Origin of the sequence: Paenibacillus spiritus (assembly GCF_008710135.1) — a bacterium.
Lineage (GTDB): Bacteria > Bacillota > Bacilli > Paenibacillales > Paenibacillaceae > Paenibacillus_AQ > Paenibacillus_AQ glufosinatiresistens.
In genome coordinates this window covers 88,254-107,518 of record NZ_VYKK01000028.1, presented here as the reverse complement: position 1 = coordinate 107,518, position 19,265 = coordinate 88,254, and the positions used below count along the sequence as shown (strand labels likewise).

Below are 19,265 nucleotides of genomic sequence, written 5' to 3'. Positions count from 1 at the left end.
ACCAAAGTGAAGCACACTTGTGGTCCCTGCGGGGAGCAAGTGTGCTTTTTGCGTTGTCCGGGGCCTTAAGAGCGCATCCATTACATGATGAATAAGAATGGGACAAGGAGGAGGAACGTAATGAAAGCAGGGGTTTATGCCGTTATGGACAAGAGGGAGTGGCGCTTGCGGCTGACGGTGGACTGGAGAGTCGATCAGTGGTGGTGGAGCGGACAAGGGCTCGCCGGACCAGAACCCTACCCGGGCCGGCCGGTTCTTCTGCACCCCGCTCTGCCGCTGAGCTGGGCGTCGGAAGCGCTCCGCAGGTTCCGGCCTGAGCCGGACATGCAGCGCTGGGACAGGGACAGATGGAGAGAACACTTCAGCGTTCTCATGAAGGAAATCAGCGGCGGCCGGCATGGAACCCCGGGCTCCTCCGGCGTGAAGCCCGGCGGTTGGCCGGAGTGTGGCGGAGGCGAGGAGCCGCAGCTCCCCTCCGCGGCAGCGCTGCTGGACAGCGCGGGCCGGCTTGCCGGGCTGCTGAAGGGCCGCTCGCTGCTGGCGGAAGAGGCCGAGGCGCTGCTGGCCGAGCAGGCGCCGGAGCTTCTTGCCGCGCCGTGGCGCAGCGCGGCGCAGCTCGCCTACCTGCAGGGCCGGCTGGACCTGCAGGCCGCCGTGCAGCCGCGCTCCTCCGGCGCGCGGCCCGGGACCCTCCGCGCCGGGCTGCGCCGGCGCCTCCTCCCGCGGCGCGCCTTAAGCGCCGCGGACGGCCCGCGCTGCCTGCGCTGCGGCAGCGCCGCAGAGGGCCGCACGGCCTGCGCCGCGTGCGGCCTGGACGGCTGCGCCTACTGCGAGGCCTGCCTCGCGCTCGGGCGCAGCCGCTCCTGCGCGCTGCTGCTGCGCAGCGCGCCGCCCGGGCCGGCCGTGCGGGGCACGGCCGCAGGCGGAGCCCCAGCCGCGCAGCGCTGGGGCCTGAGCGCGCCGCAGGCGCGGGCCGCCGAAGCGGCGCTGGCGGCCATGGCGGCCGGGCGTGAGCGGCCGCCCCTGGGCCGGGGCGCAGCGGCCCAAGGCCCGGCCGGTCCGCGGCCGGATAAGCCGCCCGGGCGGTTTCTGCTGTGGGCCGTAACCGGAGCGGGCAAGACGGAAATGCTTTTTCCGCTGCTGGATTCGGTTCTCGCCGCGGGCGGACGGGTACTGGTGGCTACGCCGCGCCGTGATGTGGTGCTGGAACTGGCCCCGCGGCTGGCCAGAGCGTTCCCGGAATACAGCAGAGCCGTCCTGTACGGAGGGAGCGCCGACCGCTGGAGAGAGGCGAGCCTGACGGTGGCGACCACCCATCAGCTGCTGCGGTTCTACCGGGCCTTCGATCTGGTCATTATCGATGAGCTGGACGCCTTTCCTTACCATAACGATCCGATGCTGAGCTACGCCGCTGAATCGTCCTGCCGGCCCGGCGGGTTCTTCCTGTATCTGTCCGCGACGCCGCCCGCCGGGCTGCGGGCTGATGTCCGGCAAGGCCGGGCGGGAGCCGCCCGGGTGCCGGTCCGCTACCACGGCCATCCTCTCCCCGTACCGCGCCGGATTGCCATGCCGGGGCTATCGCAATGCTTGAAGCGGGGGAGTCTTCCTTCACGTCTTCGGGAGGAGCTGCTTCACTCGGTGGAGCGGGGCGCCCAGGTCTTCGTCTTCGTTCCCCGGATCGCAGATATTGAGCCGCTCCTCGCTCTGGTCCGCCGGATACTGCCGGATTCCGTTCCGGCAAAAGGCACTTCCTCCCGGGACCCGGACCGGAATGAAACCGTGGAAGCTTTCCGGAAACGGGAGATCCGGGTGCTGCTGACAACGACCATTCTGGAACGGGGGGTTACCGTCCCGGGAAGCGATGTCTACATTCTGGATGCCGATAATCCGCTCTTTGACGAAGCGGCGCTGATTCAGATGGCCGGACGGGCGGGAAGATCCAAGGAGGACCCGAATGGCTGCGTCCGGTATGCGGCCGTCTCCTGGACCCGCGCCCAGCGCAACGCCTGCCGCGAGATCCGGACGATGAACCGGGTAGCCCGGCGAAGCGGCTATCTTGCCGCGCACCGGAAGGGGGGAGTCCGATGAAGAAGCGGAACGGCTTCGCCATTTTGGAAGCTCTGCTGGCTCCTGCTTCCTTTGGCTGTCTGGCTTGCGGACGGCGGGGCGATCCTTCACCCGTGCTTCCCGGGATTTGCCGAAAATGCGCGGCGGAGGTTCCGTGGATTGAGCGGCCCCGCTGCCGCAAATGCGGACGGCCGTCAGGCTGTCCGGACTGCGCCAGAGGGTCGGCGCGGTTATCGGCCTGGATCTGCAACCGCAGCGCCGTCGCCTATTCCGATGCGATGCGGGATTGGCTGGGCCGGTACAAGTACCGGGGAGACCAGCGGTTTGCCGAGCCGCTGGGGCGGATGCTGGAGCAGGCGTACCTGCGGCTTGCGGAAGAGAGGGGAAGGCTGGAGAGGAACGCTGCCATCCGGGGAGAAGCTGCGGTTGACGCAGGTGTTCTGCCGCGGGCCTTCGCTTGGCTGCAAAACGCGCTGGGTGCCGCCCATCCGGCGGGACCGAGAGCCGGGCGGTCCTGGCAGGCTGACCTGCTCGTCCCCGTGCCGGTCAGCGCGGTCCGTCTTGGGGAGCGGGGGTTCAACCAGGCCGAGGAGCTGGCCTGTCTTCTGGCCGGACGCCAGGGTCTGGAAGTGCTTCCCTTGCTTGCGCGCTCCCGTCATACCGGCAAGCAGAGCTTCAAGGGAAGAGCCGAGCGAATCGCAGACATGAAGCGGGTGTTTGTTCCGGACCCGGAGGCCCCTGAGATGCTCCGGCGATGGCTGGCTCCCGGTCCGGTCCGGGAAGGACGCGCCCTGAGAGTCGTCGTGGTGGATGATATCTATACCACCGGCGCGACCGTCACCGCCTGCTGCGAGGCGCTGGCAGAGCTGCTTGCAAGCTGCGGAATGAATATGCAGCTCTACAGTCTGACCTGGGCGCGTTCCTAGGCATGGAGCTCCCGAAGTCCAAAAAATGCGGAGCGGACGTCTGGCGGAGATAGACGAACCCGCCGCAATCATGTAATGTAGAAATCATAGAGTTTCGGTTAAGAATAACAGGGTAAGGAAGGAGCGGCACGGCAGATGAACCTCGATAATTGCCCAAGATGCGGCCGTTTGTATGTCAAGAATCCGTCCGAAATGTGCCAGTTCTGCTTTAAAGAATTGGAGAAGCAGTACGAGACCTGCGTCAAATATTTGAGAGAGCACCGCGGCGCCAATATTCAGGAGCTGTCCGACGCAACGGAAATACCGATCAAGGAGATCACCCGGTTTATCCGCGAAGGACGCATTTCGATCGCCAACGCGCCGAATATGACCTATCCCTGCGAGGTGTGCGGCACCCTGATCCGGGAGGGGCATATGTGCGACAATTGCCGATCCAGGTTAACCAAGGATTTAACCCAGGCCGCCAAAGAGGCTGCCGACGCCGAAGCCGCCAAGCGTGCCGGACATGGGGCTTATAAAGCGGTGGATAAGCTTCGCGACCGGTAAGGAAATGGAATTTGGGACGTAAAAATTGGCCTGCGCTATAAAGAATGGTTCAATAATGGTCGATAAACTTAGTAAAGATTATCGGCCTTTTACATTAGAAAGAAGGTGTATAATTGTGAAAATCAACGATACCGGACGAATTAATGCGATTAATCCGTATCAACGAAATATGGAATCGCAAAGGCAGGAAGCCATGAAGAAGACTACGCGCAAGGATGAAGTCACGATTTCGACTGAGGCGATGAAGCTGCTGGAAGCGCAGAACAATACGAAAGTCGACACCGAACGCGCCGCCCGTATTGAAAGCCTGAAACAGCAAGTATCCGCCGGAACCTACCATGTTGACGCCGCCAAACTCGCAGATAAACTCGCCCCTTACTTCAAGCCATCCTCCGAGAATTAGGTGAATGCATCTATGTCAGTAACATCTTTGATTGAGCTGCTGGAGCGGCTGGATGACAGCCACCGTCAAATGCTGGATCTGGCCGCCTCCAAGAAACAGGCGATCATGACCAACAATATCGATCAGCTCACCGAAATCCTCACCAAAGAATCCAGATTAATGAAGCTCAGCGGGCAGCTCGAGAAAGAGCGGGAGCAGGCGGCTTACACCTTCCTTCAGAGTGTGGGCATCCGCTCGAATCTGCAGTTGAACTTAACCGAGCTGTCCCGGCTGGTCTTTGATCCCGACGATAAAGCCCGCCTGCTGCATATTCAGGGCCAGCTGGCAGATACGCTCAGCCGCTTGAAGAAAGCCAATGAGCTGAATCAGAGGCTGATTGAACAGTCGCTGGATTTTATTGATTATTCTCTGGATCTGCTTGTAGGCAGGCCCAGTCAGGAAGTAACCTATCAGCATCCCGCCAGCGGGCCTGTCGCGCTTAAACGTCCGGGATTGTTCGATGCGCGGGGATAATCCTCCTGAAGCCATTAAAGGATTTGCGCCGATATGCCGATAATCTGAATAATGACGCTCAAAACGGTTAACCGCCAACTTATCCAGGGCGACGGCGAGCCGTTTCTTCTTTATCCGGGGCCTTTGAACCGGCATGAATTCATGATCAGATGCTCGGGAAGCGCTAAGCCTTCGAATGAGCATGAGGAGGAACATTTCCAGTGACATCTACTTTCCACTCCATAGAGACGGCTCGGCGCAGTCTGTTCACCCAGACCGCCGCGCTCAACACCACCGGGCACAACATTGCCAATGCCAATACGGAGGGCTATACGCGCCAGACTGTCAAAATGACGGCTTCCCGTCCCATCGAAGCCTACGGGTTCGGGAACTCGACCGTACCGGGACAGCTCGGTACAGGCGTCGAATTCGGTTCCATTGAACGGGTTCGCGAGACTTTCCTGGACGATCAGTACCGGGGAGAGAATGCCGCTCTCGGCAGCTGGACGATTCAGTCGGATACGCTGGACAAACTGGAGTCCATCTTCCAGGAGCCGTCCGACACGGGAATCAGCACCGTTATGGATAAGTTCTGGAAATCCTGGTCGGACCTCAGCAAGAATCCGGAAGACGGCACCGCCCGAAAGATCGTGGTTCAGACTGCGCAGTCTCTGACGGATGCCCTGAATTACATGAGCCGGCAGCTGCAGAATCTCGACAGCGACCTTTCGACTAATGTCGATGTTAAGTCTACGGAAATTAACGGCTACCTGTCCTCCATTGCCGACCTGAATCAATCTATCTTTCGGATCGAGAGCATGGGCGACAAGGCCAACGACCTGCGGGACCAGCGCGATCTGCTGACGGACAAGCTGTCCAAGATTATGAATGTCAGCGTTCTGGAGACGGGAACCGGCTACAACATTGCGATGGGCTCCACCACGCTTGTTCAAGGCTTCACCGCCTCCCCGGTAACTTCTGAAACGCTGAACAGCGCATACGGAGACGGTTCCACCGGAGATCTCAAATCCGGCGAAGTCTACGGCATGATTGCCTCCAGCAAGAAATACGTCAGCGATTATAAAGCCCAGCTCGACAACTTGGCCCGGACGATGGCAACCGGAGCCGTGGAGATTACCGTACCCAAGGGTTCGGTCCTGCCGCAGGGAACGGTTCTCACGAGCGATGCGTCGATTATTCAGGCGGACGGCACAGCGGCAACGCTTGCCGCAGGCCAGGCTATGCCGCAGGGAGCGACACTGAACGCCGACGTCAAGACGACGGTGAACGGTCTGAACGGCCTGCACCAGCTTGGTTATACGATGGACGGCACGCTCGCGCCGGGCAAACCTCTGTTCACAATTAACGGAGACGGCGATACGATTACAGCCGGGAACATCGTCTTCAATCCCGAGATTGCGGCCGACGCCAATCTGCTTGCCACTTCCCTGCGCACCTCGGGGACGGGCGATCAGGAAAAGGTGATGCAGGGCAACAACACCCTTGCGCTGCTGATTTCCAATCAGCAGACGGGAACCTTCGCGTCTTCAACCGGCATCAAGGGAACGCCGGGTTCTTTTTACAAGACGATGATCGGTCAGCTCGGCGTTCAATCACAGGAAGCCACCCGGCAGACGGAGAACTCCAATTACCTGGTGGAACAGGTCAATGCCAGACGACAGTCGGTGAGCGGGGTGTCGCTTGACGAAGAAATGTCTAATATGCTGGTCTTCCAGCATGCCTACAGCGCCGCTGCGCGTTTTATGACCACCTATGATGAAATGCTCGATAAACTGATCAATGCTACCGGTACGGTCGGCAGATAAGGAAGGAGGACGGAGACATGCTAAGAGTTACATCCAACATGATGAATTCCCAGCTGCTGCTTAACCTGAACCGCAATAACCGGGCAATGAACGACACCCAGCTGCAGCTGGCGACGGGGCGCAAAATCAATAAGCCTTCCGATGACCCGGTAGGCATTACGTATTCCCTGCGGTATCGGAGCGAGCTGTCGGCCAATGAGCAGTACCAGAAGAACTTGGACAGTACGGTCTCCTGGCTGGATTACAACGATACGATTATGTCGCAGGCGGGAGAAGTCGTTCAGCGTCTGCGCGAGCTCACAGTCAACGGAGCCACCGGAACCAATCCCCAGTCTGCACTCGACAGTATCAATGCCGAGGTTACCCAACTGAAGGCGCAGATGGTGGATATTGCGAACAGCCAGCTGAACGGGAAGTATATCTTCAACGGACAGCAGTACACCGATAAGCCTTACGATTCCGCAGACCCCAAGAATACGATTACGGATACCGGTCCGATCAATTACACCATCGGAGAAAGTGTGCAGCTTCCGATCAATGTGACGGGCAATGACTTCTTCGGCGCCAAAAGCGATCCGGATAACATATTCGCTATTCTCGATAATATTTCCCAAGCGCTGACCAGCGGCAATCAGACCGCCCTGTCCAGCGAATTGTCGAAGATCGACTCGCGCACCGACAAAATGCTGGCTGTCCAGGCGGATGTCGGCGCCAAAACGAACCGCGTCGAGCTGATGCAGGGTCGGCTCAGCGACCTGGAGACGAATCTCACGGATCTTCAGTCCAAGACGGAAGACGGAGATTATGCAGAGTTGTTGATGCGCTCCAAGGTAGAGGAGAATATCTACAATGCTTCTCTCTCCGTCGGAGCCAAGATTATCCAGAACTCTCTCGTGGACTTCATTAGATAGAAGGTGACGGCGTGCAGCCTGTTCTTCAAATCATCCAGACTCGCGGCATTCTGGAGATGCAGACAACGCCGGGAGCTTACTCAATCCGGCAGCCCAAAGCGGATTTGAATATCCAGACTACACCCGGGCAGCTTCGCGTCGAGAGCGAAGCGCCTCAGCTTCGGATTGACGGAAGCCGGGTCCGGTCCTCGATGACCGGCGGCAACTGGCTGGAGATGAACCAGAGGATCTATGACGGCATCAAGCAGCGGGTGCTCCAGAACATTGCATCGCGCATGCAGCAGGGAGACCAGATGATGAATTATCAGCGTCCCGGGAACACCATTGCCGAGATTTACGGATCGGACTGGCAGCCTCAGCCTTTTCCCGAGACCCGCACTGCTGCTTCCAGCGACAATCTGAATATCCGGATTATCACTACAGAACCGTCCGTTACGTTCAGGCCCTCCAGAGTCAATGTGGAGGTCACCGCTCACGCGCCGCAGATTGAATATAACCGGGGAAGCATCAGCTTCTATATGAAGCAGTATGCCGGTGTTCAATATATTCCGCCCGAAGTGGATATGCAATTATAGTGAATAGCCATAGAGGTAACGTTTCGTGCCTGCTGTGGCTTTTCTTATTTCCGGCGATCCATCATAATGAGAGAAAGGCCGCCGGGCATGGTGTGAATTGAAAGGAGACTTATAGGATGAAAGTGGAAACAACCGCATGGGGAACACTCGAAATCGAAGAGGAGCAGTTGCTGAGCCTGCCCAAGTCGCTCCCGGGTTTTGACGATATCACGAACTTCGCGCTTCTTCCGGCAGAGCAGGAACCGTTTTATTATTTGCAGTCTCTGGACAATGCCGATTTATGCTTTTTGCTGCAGAATCCCTTTTATTTTTTTCCGGATTATCAATTCAATCTGCCCGACGATGAGGCCGAAGAGCTGGAGATTACGGATCAGACCGGCGTAGAGGTCTACTGCATCACAACGGTCCGGTCCTCCATCAAGGAGTCGACCGCGAATCTGCTCGCTCCCCTTGTGGTGAATCCGGCGAAACGTGTCGGCAAGCAGGTCGTCCTTCATCAATCAGGTTACCAGACCAGACAGCCGATCTGGATATCCGAACCGGACAAGCCGGAAGAAGGAGGGGTATAGCATGCTTGTGCTCAGTCGCAAAAAGGGAGAAAGCATCATTATCCAGGACCACATCGAGATTAAAGTCCTGGCCGTAGAAGGAGATACGATCAAATTGGGCCTGGTTGCCCCGAAGCATGTGGATATCTTCCGCAAAGAGATTTATCTGGAAATCCAGGAGGCGAACCGGGAGTCGGCCTCTGCGAATCCGAATGGTCTGGCAGCCCTGCTGGGCCAGTTGAAGGATATCGGCACAGAATAAATTCTTCATTTTTTTTACGTTTGGTATTAACAACCTCCTCATACGAGTCGATATATGTATTAGGCACCCGGCAGGGGGGCGGCCGACTTTACCGGCAGGGTGCTTACCACATGGATGTGGAACTTAACGATCTCAGGGAGGAAATATAAAATGATTATCAACCACAACGTAGCGGCGCTGAACACTCATCGCCAACTGGCAGTAAACACAGCGAACACCAACAAGTCGATCGAGAAGCTGTCTTCGGGTCTTCGCATCAACCGTGCGGGCGACGACGCAGCCGGCCTGGCGATTTCCGAGAAAATGCGCGGCCAGATCCGCGGTCTCGACATGGCAGCCAAGAACTCGCAGGACGGCATCTCGCTGATCCAGACGGCTGAAGGCGCACTGAACGAAACGCACTCCATTCTGCAGCGTATGCGTGAACTGGCCGTTCAATCCTCGAACGACACGAACACCAACAAGGACCGCGAGTCCCTGCAAAAAGAAGTGGACGAACTGGCGAAGGAAATCACTCGTATTTCCAATACGACAGAATTCAACACCAAGAAGCTGCTGGACGGTTCGGCGAACAGCGCATCCGGCGTAACCAGCGCAGCTAACCTGAGCTTCCACATCGGCGCCAACAAAGACCAGAACATCTCGCTGACGATCAATGCGATGGACGCCAAGACGCTGGGTGTAACGGGCGCTTCTTCTGCAAGCAATGCCGCAGCATCTGCCGGAAATCCAGCCAAGGCAGATAATGGAATCAGCATCTCGACTCAATCTGCAGCCAATGCTGCAATCGATACGATTAATAAGGCAATTGAAACGGTATCGACCGAGCGCGCTAAGCTGGGCGCTTACCAGAACCGTCTGGAACACACCATCAACAACCTGAACACTTCTTCCGAGAACCTGACTGCCGCTGAATCCCGTATTCGCGACGTAGACATGGCGAAGGAAATGATGTCCCAGACCAAGAACAACATTCTGGCTCAGGCTGCGCAAGCGATGCTGGCTCAGGCTAACCAACAGCCGCAGGGCGTACTACAACTCCTGCGTTAATCGATTAGCAGGCTTTAAGCTGATCCGCGATGAATGGAAGAGAATTGCCCGACCGATCCGGTCCGGGCAATTCTTTTTTTATGCGCTCCTGCAGCCGTTTAAAGACAGCCGGAACCTAAGGAAAACCGAAGATTTGCCGATATAAGAGGTATCCTAATTACCAGAGGAGACTCGCCTTATGAATGCCTCTATAGCTTTATGCATGATTGTGAAGAATGAACAACAAGTGCTGGAACGCTGCCTCGACAGCGTCAAGCACGTTGTGGACGAGATCATTATTGTCGATACCGGATCTACTGACGAAACCTTGACCATCGCCCGACGCTATACCGATAAAATCTATCCCTTTGCCTGGACCGACAACTTCTCGGATGCCCGGAACCACTCGATCCGTCAGGCAACGAAGGACTATATTCTGGTTCTGGATGCCGATGAATATCTGGATCCCGAGTCCGACCTGCAGGCTGAGCTGGCGTCCGGCCTGGACTTCTATCTTCTCCCGATCAAGAGTTATCTGTCCGGGGGAGAGAGTTCGACGCACCGGGCCGTGCGGCTGTTCGCCAACCGCCCGGAGTTAAAATATGAGAACCATCTGCATGAGCATTTGAATCTGCTGGATCATCCACAACTGACGGGCGGAGAATCTGCTCGGATTCTGATTCACCACAGCGGTTATCTGGATGAAGCCATGCAGGAGAAGGACAAAATTCGGCGGAACCTGGACCTTATGAAGAAAGCGGTGCGTGCTCATAAAGACGGGTACAACCTGTTCAATATGGGCAAGAGCTATATGGCGCTGGAGGATTACTCCAGAGCAATTCAGTGTTACAAGGAAGCGTATCCCTTAAGCGCCGGCCGCATTTACTTGCCTGAACTGATTACCAAACTGTCTCTGTGCCTGGGAGAGCTAGGGAGAAATGAAGAGGGATTGAACATCCTTAAGGACGCCGTCAATCTGTATCCGGATGAGACGGATATGCGTTATGTCCAGGCTCTCTTATATAAGAAGGCGGGATATTTGAAAGATGCAGTGGCCGCCTATGAGGCCTGCCTGAAGATGGGCGACCGGGGAAGCACGGTGACTGAAGGAGCGGGAAGCTACAAAGCGCGGGTCTCCCTGGCGGAGATTTACCGGAACCAGCGGAAATGGTCCGAAGGATTTGAACAGGTCCTTCAGGCGCTTCAGGTAAAGAGCGGCTATGTCCAGGCGCTTCGTCTTTATTTTGAAATTACGCTGAAAGCGCAGATCCCCGCACCGAATGTTCTGGAGACGATCGGACAGTTCTCGGCAGTACGGACGGTCGAGCAGCTTCAGACGCTGCTGGATGTTCTCTATGCACAGCGCCACCCTTTAATGGAAGAAATTCTGAAGGCCTATCAGATTACGGCTCAGCCGCATATCCGGATGATTTCCAAGCTCTATGACCGGCAGTATGACGCTGCGTATGCCGAGTGGCAGGAGAGCGGGGATGCTTTTCCCAACGAAGTGGGAGCAGATTTGGCTCTGCTCGCCTATCTTCGCGGGGATGCCGAACTGATGAAGGCGGCTGTCCCTCGCCTGAATGCCAGCCAGCGCGAAGCCAAACTGCTGTACAAGTGGATCGGGGAGGGAACCTTGGACCCGAAGCAAATGACGAGCTTGGTGGAAGAACTCCTAGTAACGGTATCGGAACGGCTGCTGGTGCTTCGGGAGAACGAAGCTTTCGGGGCGGTATCCCGGCAGTTGGAGCAGAGTAAGCGCGAGGTGCAGTGCCGGCTGGCCGATATTTTGCTGGACTACGGTCAAGACAAGGCTGCGTTTGATCTGTTGGTGAAGCTCTATGAGAATCACCCCGATGAACCTCGAGTGCTGGAGCCTCTGGGTGATCTCTGCTGCAAGCTGGGCTACTGGGACGATGCCGAAGTGCTGTACGCCAAGCTGAAAGAGCAGAAGCCGGTCTACCGTTCGCTGGAAAGATTGTACGGTCTCTATGAGAGCCGCCGCACCTTTGAAGGCATGCGCATTGTCTGGCAGGAGATTCACGAGCGCTTTCCTCTCTCGCAGTGGAAGCTGACTCTATAAAATCGCAGCCGATTTCTTCACAAAAAGCGGTTGTTTTCCGATATAGGTGTTATCAATCAGTTTGATTTCGGAGGTAAAGCAGATGGATGTTCAATTCTCCTTGTCCGCGCATCCCGTCAGTCCTATTAAATCAGTGGTTTCAAGCGAGCTGGGGTTCAAGGGAGGGAATGCAGATTCAAGAGCCGATCAGATCAACACCAACCTCGAATTAAACCAAGCCGAACGTCAAGGCGTCAAGGTGCCGATCGGGGAAGAACAGCTGATCAAGGCTATTGATAAAGCGGTCAAGGCGCTGGAGGGCCCATCTACGACTCTGGAGATCAGCATTCATGAGAAGACGCACGAACTTATGGTGAAGGTGCTTAATAAAGATACCGGTGAACTTATCCGGGAAGTGCCCCCGGAGAAGACACTCGATCTGGTTGCCAAGATGATGGAAATCGCCGGAATTCTCATTGATGAACGTGTCTAGGAAGGAGTTGAAGACTCAGACATGACTATGCGTATTAACGGATTATCTTCAGGCATGGACATCGACAGTATTGTCAAAGAGCTCATGACTGCCAAACGGCAGCCGCTGACCAAGCTCAATCAGTCTAAGACTCTGCTGGAATGGACACGGGACAGCTACCGGGAGATTAACAGCAAGCTGGTAGACTTCAAGATGAACAAGCTGTCCAACTGGAACAAGACCTCCCAAATGAACACCCAGCAAGCCGCCGTCACCGGCAATACGACAGCAGTGAAGGCGGAGGCCTCCGCCAGCGCCACGAATGTCGACATGACCGTAACGGTGAACAAGCTGGCGACGCGTTCCAGCGCCGAATCGGATGCGCTTATGAGCAGTTCCACTGGCAAGAAGGCTACCGGTGCCACCCTGCTCTCTGACCTTGCGCATAGCGGAACGGTCACCCTTCCAAGCAAAGTTACGATTAACAACGTGGAGATTGGAATCAGCGGCACCGATACTCTCTCCACATTCATTAACAAAATCAATGGCAGTGATACCAAGGTGAGAGCCAGCTTCGACGAAATAAGCGGCAAGCTTTCTCTGACTTCCACCCTGGACGGCTCCAACACCTATCTTCAAGCCAATCAAATGGACAGCTCTCTGAAGAGTCTGTTGAATCTCTCCACCTTTAAGGACGCCCAGAACGCAGAGGTCGTTATCAAATCCAGCAAGCAGGGCGCCAACGAAAACGGAGTGACCTATACGCCTTCCTCTAACTCGCTGCTGGTCAACGGCGTCCAGCTGACGCTGCTGCAAGAGTCGAAGGCGGCGACGGGAACGGCGGTGCCTTCGACCATCAGCCTGACTACCAACACAGACAAAGCGGTAGAGACCATTAAATCCTTTGTCGAGACCTATAATTCGCTGGTCAGCTCCATGACGACCAAAGTCGAAGAAGCGAAATACCGGGATTTTGCCCCGCTTACAGATGAACAAAAATCGGCCATGAAAGAAGCCGATATTACGTTATGGGAGTCCAAGGCCAAGAGCGGCCTCCTCAAGAATGACGATATTCTCAAGACGGCCATTTCCAATCTTAGAGCGGTTGTCTCCAATCAGATGGGCGGTCTGAGCGACCTCGGCATAACGACCGGCCAGTACTATGAAGGCGGAAAGCTGTACCTCAATGAGTCTAAACTCAAAGAAGCGCTGACGGCCAACCCGCAGAAGGTGACCGATCTGTTCCAGGGAACGGCGGGAAGTGTGAAGGGCGGTATCTTTACTCAATTGTCGACAGCGGTGGATAAAGCTCTGGATAATATCGCCGCGAAGGCGGGGACGTCCAAGTTTACGACGGATTTGACAACCACCTACAAGACCGAGAGCGTCATGGGGCGGATGCTCAAAGACTATAACTCCCGCATTGACACACTGACCGACCGATTGACGGATATGGAAACGCAGTACTACAAGCAGTTTACCGCCATGGAATCCGCAATGAATAAATACAATTCACAGTCCAGCAGTTTATCCAGCTTTATTTCGGGCTGAGATTGAGCATAACTTAGAGGGTGAAAACAACAATGGTAACTTCTCCATATGAAAAATACCGGCAGTCGTCGGTAAATACCTCCACGCCGTCACAATTGCTGATTATGCTTTTCGATGGAGCGATTCGATTTACCAGAGCCGGCGTTGAAGGCCTCAATGAATCCAATATTATCAAAACGAATCAGAATCTCGTAAAAGCACAAGCCATTCTCAGTGAACTGATGACCTCTTTGAATCCGGGGTATGAAATTTCCAAAAGTTTGTACAGCCTTTACGAGTACATCAAGCATTTGCTGATTCAGGCCAACATCAAGAAGGAGATTGCTCCGGCCGAAGAAGCGCTGGGTTATTTGACCGAGCTGCGGACAACCTGGATGGAAGCTTCCAAGCAATCGATGATGCAGGAACAGCACCATGGCTAATCGTGTCGATAGACTGGAAGAATTAACTCTGAATCTGCTTGGAACGCTCTCCCGGGCAGGATACGAAGAGATGGCTTCCTTCGTGGAGCAGCGCGAAGAGATCGCTCAGGAATTAACGGCGTCTTTTGAACAGCGGCTGCCGAATTCCGAAGAGGAAGAGAAACTAAGAGAACTGCTGGCCTATGACAACCTGATCAGCAGCCGGATGCGGGAATTGGCTGCGGAAGCCTCGCAGTGGCTGCTCCAGCGCAATCAGTCCAAACGGCAGCGCACGGCCTATGAATTCTCCTATGCGCCGGACAGCATGATGTTGGACCGGCGGAAATAAAGGCGGGTATCTACCTGACGGATAAAGGCTTCGTGAGCCCTTAGACGTCAGGTTTCTTTTTTGCTATATGCATTATATTATTCTGATATACTGAATTTAAAATTAACACTAAGTAGGGGATATCTTTGAGAAAAAGTATAAAGAGCCAACTCATACAAATATGGGTGACGTTCATGGAAGGCCTAGATTATATCAAAGCGGCTGATCTTCAAAATGCGCGAGTTGTTCTGGAGGATTGTCTTTATGTAGTCGATGCCGTTAGAGATAGTTTGAGCAGTCAATTAACTAAAGAACAGGCAGAAACATATAGACCGATATTGATTCAAATGGAAGAAAGTCTCCACCAGCTCTGGGAACAGAAGCAGCACAATGAAAGGGCGCTGCCTGATCTGTTGAAGCAGATAACTTGGCAGGTTCAAAATCTGCAGCAGCACATTGAGCAAGAACCTCTGCATTACGAGATTGTTTTCCTTCCGTACAAAGCATCTATGTGGGATGCTATGGAGAGTGTCTGGAGAGCCGCAGAGAAGGATCCCTCTTGTATTTGTCGGGTTATACCCATTCCGTATTATGACCGGAATCCGGACGGAAGCCTGGCTCAATTCTATTATGAAGGAGATTTATTCCCAGAGGAGGTCACAATTACCCATTATCTAGAATATAATCTAGCAGAACACCGTCCTGATATTATCTATATCAGTAACCCTTATGATGGGCATAACTTCATCACAACTGTTTATCCTCCCTACTATTCGCATGAATTGAAATCGTATACTGACTTGCTTGTTTATATTCCCTATTTCTTTACGGGCGGGAGTTTTCCAGAGGCCCAGCTTAACCTGCCCTCCTATCAGCATGTGGATTATATTATTGTACAATCCGAACAGGCCATGAATAGTTTTACGGACCCGGTAATTCGTGCCAAGCTTTTGCCCCTAGGTTCACCCAAAGCGGACCAGATTCTCCGTTACGAGGCTAGTCCGCCTCCCATTCCGCATGAATGGAAGGAACGAATCGGCTCAAGAAAAGTCGTATTCTATAACACTAGTATATCCAGTCTTTTGGAGTTTGGAGAGAAGGCGCTGAGTAAGATTCTTTATACAATGCAAGGTTTCGCTGGCCGTGATGATCTTGTACTCTTATGGCGACCGCATCCCCTATCCAAGTCTACTCTCCAGAGCATGCGTCCCGAATTGGCCGAAACGTACACGAAAATTGAAACTATGTTCTTAGAAAAGAACCTAGGCATTCTGGATACAACACCCAATGTGGAGGCTTCGATAGCAATTTCGGATGCGTATATCGGGGAAGGCTCGTCTTCTATTGTTCATATGTTCGGAATAACCGGTAAACCCACCTTTATAACATATGCCAACATTGAAGTACCTCTCCTGTTAGAGGAAGAAAAAAGAGCTGCCCAGTTCGTGGACTTTTTCGCGGAAGAAGATAAGTTATGGTTCGTAGACGGATTATATCAAGCTTTGTGCCAGATAGACTTGAGAGACGGCAGGATCACTGTAGTGGAACATATGGTAGAAAGAGGCGCCGGGCTATATCCCTTTGTCAGTGTATATAAAGCCGGAGATCAATTAATAATCAGCCCGTTTAATGCCAAGCAAATCGTTCAGTATCATCTGGGAGATCGGTCAAGGGCTAACTATCGACTGGATAATGCCCGGGAACGGCATAATTTTGACGAGATTATTTCCTACGGAAATCAGATATTTTTGAAGCCGGTTACTTATCCGGGAATCCTATCTATGAATTCAAACGGGCTATTCACCGAGCATCCTATTCCTTGTAATAAGTCTGATGAGACTGAAATGAAATGGGGCAAGGGAACGTGTCTTGTTGGAGAAACTTTGTTTATTCCTTGTATGACATCCAATCAGGTGCTGGCCTTTAATCTTAGCACTTTCAATATGACGATCCATACCGTTGGATCCGACACTTATACCTACTTTGGTATAGAGTATGATGGCGAAGCATTCTGGATAATTCCATATGAAGGTAAGTCTTTAATTAAATGGAATGAAGCGACGGGAGAGACCCGAGAGTATAGCGCCTATCCTGAAGGATTTGAGGGAAATAACCATCTCTTTAGTGGTCTGGTCTACTGCGGCGATTATTTACTGGCATTTCCGCGAACTGCAAATATGATCATTAAAATTAATACTGCTACCGGTCAAATGAGCAAGGTGGAGTGGGAGTTGCCTTATACGGAAGGCAGTCGTCAATCGGCTTTATATGATTATCCGAATCATTACTTTTTTGCAAAAAGAGTGAGTGATCGAAAAATAGCGGCGCTATCCGCATATAATAACAGCCTGGTTGTCTATGATATCGTGACCGATGAGGTTGTGGTTATCCCCTGCCGGTTTGAAAACAATGATGTTTCTTCACTTGCTGGTCATGCAATTGAGCTCTCTTTTGGTAAAGAAGAGGGAGGGCTTCCCTATTGCTGCGCGGAAGATGGTAAGCTAAAACGGATGGAGTTCTTCTTGGATTATTTATCGGTTTCACAGCACGACAGGCTTGAGCAGAAGCAGGCATATGAAGGAATTCTGAACCATCTGGATGGAACAGCAGGATTCCACATCCATCAAGCTTGTTTAAAGAGACGAGTGGGGAAGGAATGAATCCGGTTAAGCTTTGCGGGAAAGCTGGGGTAACGATTTACGCTTCGACCGGAAGAGCCGGCTATGGCGTTCCTGACCGGATGTCGTCACTGCACTTTTATAAAGCGTACCCCGGCAGCCAGATTATACTAAGAGATGTTCGGTATTTGTTTAATGTCGCTACTTATTCCTTGGAAGTAAATCCGAAATATATATACACGTACGATTATGAGCCGGAGTGCAGTTGGACGACGTATAATGGAGATTTGAACGGGAACACCTACCGGCAGGAGAATTATGTGTTTGAACAGGAATGCTACTTCCGTCTTTGCTTTAAGCGAACGGACGGTGGTGCTTTTACCTCTGAAGACGAGGGACGCTTCGAAATGATTGTGGACTTTGAACAAGGGGAGGCCTCCTTTTCTGATAAACCCTTTTTCAGAGAAGAAGCCTGCAAGACGGCCGCTTCCCTATTGGAGCAAGCAGCTGCAGACGCGGTGATGCTGGCAGTTGTAACGGACAGTCACTATACTGTGAACGGAACATGGGATGATACCGCCAGCAATATAGCGATGGTCCATAACATGGCGGCTTTTCACGGGATTGTTCATCTTGGGGATTTGACAGATGGAATGCTCCCGGCTGAACTAACCCGTGACTACGCGGAAATGGTGATGCAGGATCTGATAGCCAATCAAGTACCTCTTTATGTGGTGCCGGGCAATCATGATTCTAATTATTTTATGGGAAATCCTGAGCCCTTTGAAGTGAAAGCGCAAGCCGATATCTATCTGTCTTATACGGACCGCTACACTGTTCGGGAAGGCAAACTTCCAAATTATTATTTTGATTATCCAGAATCGAAATTGCGCTGTTTTGTTTTGCATTCTTTTGATTACCGGGAGGATGTCCGGTACGGGTATGCGGAAGAAACCCTGGATTGGCTCAGTCAGTCACTCCAGTGTACAGAGACTGGCTATTCCATATTGCTCTTCAGCCATGTTCCACCGTTGGCGAATCTGCATTACTGGAGTAATGAAATCCGCAACGGTGAGGCGTTGATTTCTCTGCTAGAAGACTATCAGCGAGAGAGCAGCAATGAGATTCTGGGACTTGTTCACGGTCATAATCATGCCGATGCTGTAGATCTGGAACGGGACTTTCCGATCATTTCCATCGGCTGCTCCAAACTGGAGTATTTTACAGACAAGAAGCCGAAAGGTTCTTATACGCCTCCAAGACAGCGTGGGACGGTGTCCCAAGACCTGTGGGATGCAGTGAGAATAACGCCGTCACAGTCGCGAATAGACCTGATTCGTTTCGGAGCGGGAGAGGATCGTATAGTATATCGCGATTTAAATGGAGTGTGGCGTGCTACATCGCCAAATACAGGAGGAGCCCGTGATTCAGATTGATAAAGAGGCTTTGAGGCGAATACAGCTTATCCAGCTCGAGATGCTGATCGAGGTTGACCGGATCTGCCGCATCTGCGGTATCCGCTATCAAATTATTGCAGGCACCATGCTGGGAGCCATTCGTCATGGTGGATATATTCCTTGGGATGATGACGCTGATGTAGCCCTGCTTCGCTCAGAATACGAGAAGTTTCGGAAAGCCTGTCTGACAGAGTTGGACACGAGCCGTTTCTACTTCCAGGACCACCGGAATACACCCGGCTACCGTTGGGGCTACGGCAAGCTGCGGCGGAAGGACAGTTTGTTTCTCCGAGAATATCAGGAGCATATGCCCTATGAACAAGGGATTTTTATTGATATTTTTCCGCTTGACGGGACGCCGGATATGTATCCCGTACGTGTTCTTCACAATCTGAAATGTTTCTGTGTACGGAAGACTCTTTGGTCGGCGGTGGGGAGGTTCTCAGAGCCCAAACTTTTCGTGCGCTTGCTCTACCGCTTTCTCTCTGGTATTCCGGAAGAATGGGCACTCCGCCGCTACGAGAAGCTGATCGTGCGCAGCAATCGGAAACGAACGACCCATGTCCGTATCCTTATGTTTCCTACACCTAACCGAACTTACGGTTACAAGCGGAGTTGGTACGAGAACAGTACGCCGGTTATGTTTGAAAATCATATGTTCCAAGGTATTCAAGCCTATGAGGAATACTTAACATTTAAGTTTGGTGATTATATGATACTGCCGCCGGAGTCAAAGCGGAAAGTACATCCGGTATCGGCGCTAGTGGTTCCGAAAGGAGAGAAATAGAGGA

General features: G+C 53.4%; 19 protein-coding genes. All 19 read left to right on the top strand.

Annotated elements, in window-relative coordinates:
- Positions 1–120 precede the first annotated feature (120 nt).
- The 19 genes from F4V43_RS17220 (at position 121) to F4V43_RS17130 (ending at position 19,261) form a co-directional block, all read left to right on the top strand.
- Entirely contained in the window at positions 121–2,088 is a 1,968-nt protein-coding gene (locus F4V43_RS17220; protein ID WP_150459491.1) for a DEAD/DEAH box helicase, read from the top strand.
- Entirely contained in the window at positions 2,085–2,993 is a 909-nt protein-coding gene (locus F4V43_RS17215) for a ComF family protein (RefSeq protein ID WP_150459490.1), read from the top strand. Before F4V43_RS17220 ends, F4V43_RS17215 begins: the two co-directional genes overlap by 4 nt.
- A gap of 135 nt (positions 2,994–3,128) precedes the next feature.
- Positions 3,129–3,539, top strand: a complete 411-nt coding sequence (locus F4V43_RS17210) for a TIGR03826 family flagellar region protein (RefSeq protein ID WP_150459489.1) — start codon at positions 3,129–3,131, stop codon at positions 3,537–3,539.
- A 115-nt stretch (positions 3,540–3,654) separates the two neighbouring features.
- Positions 3,655–3,942 (top strand): flagellar biosynthesis anti-sigma factor FlgM, encoded by a 288-nt coding sequence (gene flgM, locus F4V43_RS17205; RefSeq protein ID WP_150459488.1) that lies wholly within the window; start codon positions 3,655–3,657, stop codon positions 3,940–3,942.
- Between the two features lie 12 nt (positions 3,943–3,954).
- Positions 3,955–4,455: a flagellar protein FlgN gene (locus F4V43_RS17200; protein WP_150459487.1), complete on the top strand. Its 501-nt coding sequence runs from the start codon at positions 3,955–3,957 to the stop codon at positions 4,453–4,455.
- 200 nt (positions 4,456–4,655) lie between these two features.
- On the top strand, positions 4,656–6,260 hold the full coding sequence (gene flgK, locus F4V43_RS17195) for a flagellar hook-associated protein FlgK (RefSeq protein ID WP_150459486.1): 1,605 nt from the start codon (positions 4,656–4,658) through the stop codon (positions 6,258–6,260).
- Positions 6,261–6,277: 17 nt separating this feature from the next.
- Positions 6,278–7,171: a flagellar hook-associated protein FlgL gene (gene flgL / locus F4V43_RS17190; protein WP_150459485.1), complete on the top strand. Its 894-nt coding sequence runs from the start codon at positions 6,278–6,280 to the stop codon at positions 7,169–7,171.
- A gap of 11 nt (positions 7,172–7,182) precedes the next feature.
- The gene (locus F4V43_RS17185) at positions 7,183–7,746 is read left to right on the top strand and encodes a DUF6470 family protein (RefSeq protein WP_150459484.1); all 564 of its coding nucleotides are present in this window, start codon (positions 7,183–7,185) and stop codon (positions 7,744–7,746) included.
- A 116-nt stretch (positions 7,747–7,862) separates the two neighbouring features.
- Positions 7,863–8,315, top strand: a complete 453-nt coding sequence (gene fliW / locus F4V43_RS17180) for a flagellar assembly protein FliW (RefSeq protein WP_150459483.1) — start codon at positions 7,863–7,865, stop codon at positions 8,313–8,315.
- 1 nt (position 8,316) lies between these two features.
- Positions 8,317–8,556 (top strand): carbon storage regulator CsrA, encoded by a 240-nt coding sequence (gene csrA / locus F4V43_RS17175; RefSeq protein WP_150459482.1) that lies wholly within the window; start codon positions 8,317–8,319, stop codon positions 8,554–8,556.
- A 150-nt stretch (positions 8,557–8,706) separates the two neighbouring features.
- Positions 8,707–9,606: a flagellin Hag gene (gene hag, locus F4V43_RS17170; protein WP_150459536.1), complete on the top strand. Its 900-nt coding sequence runs from the start codon at positions 8,707–8,709 to the stop codon at positions 9,604–9,606.
- Positions 9,607–9,784: 178 nt separating this feature from the next.
- Entirely contained in the window at positions 9,785–11,668 is a 1,884-nt protein-coding gene (locus F4V43_RS17165) for a TPR domain-containing glycosyltransferase (RefSeq protein WP_150459481.1), read from the top strand.
- Between the two features lie 82 nt (positions 11,669–11,750).
- Positions 11,751–12,140, top strand: coding sequence for a flagellar protein FlaG (locus tag F4V43_RS17160; RefSeq protein WP_150459480.1), 390 nt, complete (start codon positions 11,751–11,753; stop codon positions 12,138–12,140).
- 21 nt (positions 12,141–12,161) lie between these two features.
- Positions 12,162–13,670, top strand: coding sequence for a flagellar filament capping protein FliD (gene fliD, locus F4V43_RS17155; RefSeq protein ID WP_223879946.1), 1,509 nt, complete (start codon positions 12,162–12,164; stop codon positions 13,668–13,670).
- 32 nt (positions 13,671–13,702) lie between these two features.
- Positions 13,703–14,092 (top strand): flagellar export chaperone FliS, encoded by a 390-nt coding sequence (gene fliS, locus F4V43_RS17150; protein ID WP_150459479.1) that lies wholly within the window; start codon positions 13,703–13,705, stop codon positions 14,090–14,092.
- The gene (locus tag F4V43_RS17145) at positions 14,085–14,420 is read left to right on the top strand and encodes a hypothetical protein (RefSeq protein WP_150459478.1); all 336 of its coding nucleotides are present in this window, start codon (positions 14,085–14,087) and stop codon (positions 14,418–14,420) included. The genes fliS and F4V43_RS17145 overlap by 8 nt, the downstream gene beginning before the upstream one ends.
- 173 nt (positions 14,421–14,593) lie before the next feature.
- Complete coding sequence (locus tag F4V43_RS17140; RefSeq protein ID WP_150459477.1) at positions 14,594–17,059, top strand: hypothetical protein; 2,466 nt, start codon at positions 14,594–14,596, stop codon at positions 17,057–17,059.
- A complete protein-coding gene (locus F4V43_RS17135; protein ID WP_150459476.1) occupies positions 17,056–18,453 on the top strand; it encodes a metallophosphoesterase family protein in 1,398 nt (465 codons plus the stop codon). The genes F4V43_RS17140 and F4V43_RS17135 overlap by 4 nt, the downstream gene beginning before the upstream one ends.
- Positions 18,440–19,261, top strand: a complete 822-nt coding sequence (locus F4V43_RS17130; RefSeq protein ID WP_191089632.1) for a phosphorylcholine transferase LicD — start codon at positions 18,440–18,442, stop codon at positions 19,259–19,261. Before F4V43_RS17135 ends, F4V43_RS17130 begins: the two co-directional genes overlap by 14 nt.
- Positions 19,262–19,265: the final 4 nt, after the last annotated feature.